The organism is Blautia sp. CAG:257, from assembly GCF_000433815.1.
GTDB classification, from domain to species: domain Bacteria; phylum Bacillota; class Clostridia; order Lachnospirales; family Lachnospiraceae; genus Blautia_A; species Blautia_A caecimuris.
In genome coordinates this window covers 1-3081 of the sequence record NZ_HF999124.1, presented here as the reverse complement: position 1 = coordinate 3081, position 3081 = coordinate 1, and the positions used below count along the sequence as shown (strand labels likewise).

Genomic DNA, 3081 nt, shown 5'->3' with positions numbered 1-3081 from the left:
CTACAATACGTCCGCGGCCATAGGTATCCGGAAGACCTGTCAGAATTTTGCTGTGACGGGCAGCCTTCATTTCCGGTGTATAAATGTCAAACACACCCTGGTTGTGTGTTTTAAACTCATAGTTATTAAAAATATCTTTAATTTTGTCGCTTACTTCATAGCCGTAAGTTTCACATGCTTTTTCTGCCATTTTAATACCGCCGTATGGCATAAAGGCACGTTTCAGAGGTTTGTCTGTCTGAAGACCTACAACAGTTTCCAGATCTTTCAGATCCTCGTCAATATATCCAGGACCATATGCGGTAAGAGATGTTACAACCTCTGTCTCCATATCCAGAACTCCGCCCTTTGCGCGCTCTTCTTTCTGAAGCTCCTGAAGCTTGCCCCAGAGTTTATTTGTTGCCTCTGTAGGCCCTTCCAGGAAAGAAGCATCTCCGTCATATGGTGTATAATTCATTTTAATAAAGTTACGTACGTCAATTTTTTCTTTCCAGCGTTTACCGTTAAAACCTTCCCACTGTGAAAATTCTTTCATGATCAGCACCTCTTTCTTGTAAATACAGGTATCATGTCCTGAAGCTTTTTTGTACAGCCAACAGAACTGTTTCGTTAGTTATTTCATGTGAACTTCTGCTGTTCACACCGACAGTTTATACCGCTTTGACAGCTCTGTCAATTATTTAACACATGTTTTCCATAAAGTACAATCCGGGGCTCTCAGACACCTTTAAATGCCTGAAAATCCCCGGATTTTACAATGCTTTTTATATTATTTGTATATTTTGATGTTGGGTCCAGAACCATAAAATGTTATTGAACTTTTGACCCTGACTTCATTATTTCTCCTCCCCGCGACGGAAAATCAGACGGAAGATCAGCCTCACAAATGGCCCACAATAAAACATCTGATAACAGATTGCCATCGGAAAATTCATGGCCCAGGTACGGATCCATGTTCCAAAAGAGGGCTCCTTAAATAATACAGTAGCAATCAGACTCATGACCGGGCACATAATACAGCAGATGCAGATGGAAATCGCATAAGTAATAAACTGCGGTCTGTCTGTTGGCTTCATGATCTTAAACGCCAACATGCCAGCCAGCTTACTGACAACAAAAAACTCCAGCACAAAAGCAATCGGAGCCATGAATACCAGCTCATGAACAGCGGCAAGGAATGTAAAACCACTTACAGTTCCACCGGTATTCAGCGCAACATTGTATACGATCATTCCATACACCATGACAATAGCCATAACAGCAGTAAAAATCACATCTTCAAATTTGTTTTTTGGCATAAAAAAATCCTCCTTATAATAACGTAAACACTTTTGATTCTTTGTGTTGTTCGTTATCATCCGGAGGATGTGCGTTTCCAATTTTAACCAAATCAAACTGGGTTATATTACCATAGTTCATTCCCTATTGCAAGCACTTTTTGATTCTGCATTATACGATACCTGCGGAATTTAATCTTGCAAAGTAGAATTTACTTTTTCAATTGACCGATACCTTCGGATTGTTCCACACTGTGCACTGCCACAATCCTGTTTTTAACATATTCCTTAAAATATCAGTTCCAAAAATCTGTCTTTGTTTCCAGATTAATATCCTTTGCTTTAAATACAGGATTTTTCCCTGATTTTTTCTGTTTGAAATAATCCTGCATACATCGAAGCGCCGGTTTCGCAAGAAGCACAATTACCGGCAGATTAATAAGCGCCATCAGGCCCATAAGTACATCTGCTGTGTCCCACACTACGCTGAAATCCATAGTTGCTCCCATACATACGATCAGAGCTGCTGCGATACGGAATATGTTCATGATCATTTTTTTCGGTGTTTTGTCACAAATGTAGCGAAGCCCCATTTCCGCATAATAAAAGTTTCCGATCAGTGTGGTAAATGCAAATAAAAACAGAGCAACGGTAATAAATACAGAACCAAAACCTCCCAGAGAACCTGCAACAGCCTCCTGCACATAAGGCATTCCGGCAATTCCCTCTTCCGGTACTACTCCGGAACACAGAAGCATAAATCCTGTAGCACTGCAGATCACAATTGTATCAATATAAACAGAAAGCATCTGAACAAGTCCCTGCTTTACAGGATGAGACACACCCGCAGAAGCTGCGGCATTTGGAGCAGAGCCCACACCGGCCTCGTTGGAAAACAGACCTCTTTTTACTCCCTGCATGACGGCTGAACCTGCAAATCCGCCGAAAATTGCAGAAATATCAAACGCGCCTTTAAAAATTGATACGATCACTCCCGGAAGAAGATTCAGATGTGTGATCACAATAAACAGAGAAACCGCTATATAAAAGATTCCCATTACCGGGACAATAACCTCTGTAATTTTGGATATGCGTTTGCTGCCGCCAAAAATACAAATGCCAAAAATAACTGCAAGAATCAGACCTATAACAAGTGGTGTTGTTCCTGGCTGATAGAAATCATATCTGCGGAAAGAATCTGAAATGTTAAAAGCAGCAACCATGTTGAAGCCGCCCATATAAGTTACAATAAGAACTGCCGCAAACAAAACTCCCAGCCATCTTTTTTTCAGCACAGCCTGAATATAATATGCCGGACCTCCGTAAGAGCTTCCGTCAGCAGCTTTTCTTTTATAGATCTGCGCCAGTGTACTCTCAATGAATGCAGATGCGCTTCCCAGAAGCGCGATCAGCCACATCCAGAACATAGCTCCTGCTCCGCCAATGCAAAGAGCTGTGGAAATTCCGGCAATATTCCCGGTTCCCACCCTGGACGCAGTAGAAACCATCAGAGCCTGAAAAGAAGAAATTGATTTTTCATCATCCTTTGGCTCCATAACCACCTTAATGGCTTCTTTCAGCGCTCTGAACTGGACGCCTTTTGTTTTGACGGTGAAATAGATCCCGGCGCCTACAAGCAGGATAATAAGAATATAGCTGTACATCCAGTTGCTCAATGTACCTATAACTTTCCCATACGCCTCAACAATTCCTGAAAACAATTGTCAGTACCTCCTGTTTTTTATTGTGCGTAAAACATGGATATTTTACCATAAAATCAAGGGGTCTGACAAGAAAAAAGAAT

3 protein-coding genes are annotated in these 3081 nt (G+C 41.4%); all 3 read right to left on the bottom strand.

From position 1 onward, the window contains the following. Positions 1–535: pyruvate formate lyase family protein (locus QVP40_RS13310; protein ID WP_288200593.1), on the bottom strand; the 535-nt coding region annotated here is incomplete at its 3' end. A gap of 301 nt (positions 536–836) precedes the next feature. Continuing rightward, entirely contained in the window at positions 837–1298 is a 462-nt protein-coding gene (locus QVP40_RS13305; protein ID WP_022068860.1) for a DUF2798 domain-containing protein, read from the bottom strand. 275 nt (positions 1299–1573) lie between these two features. Further along, positions 1574–2941 (bottom strand): alanine/glycine:cation symporter family protein, encoded by a 1368-nt coding sequence (locus QVP40_RS13300; protein ID WP_138270918.1) that lies wholly within the window; start codon positions 2939–2941, stop codon positions 1574–1576. Positions 2942–3081: the final 140 nt, after the last annotated feature.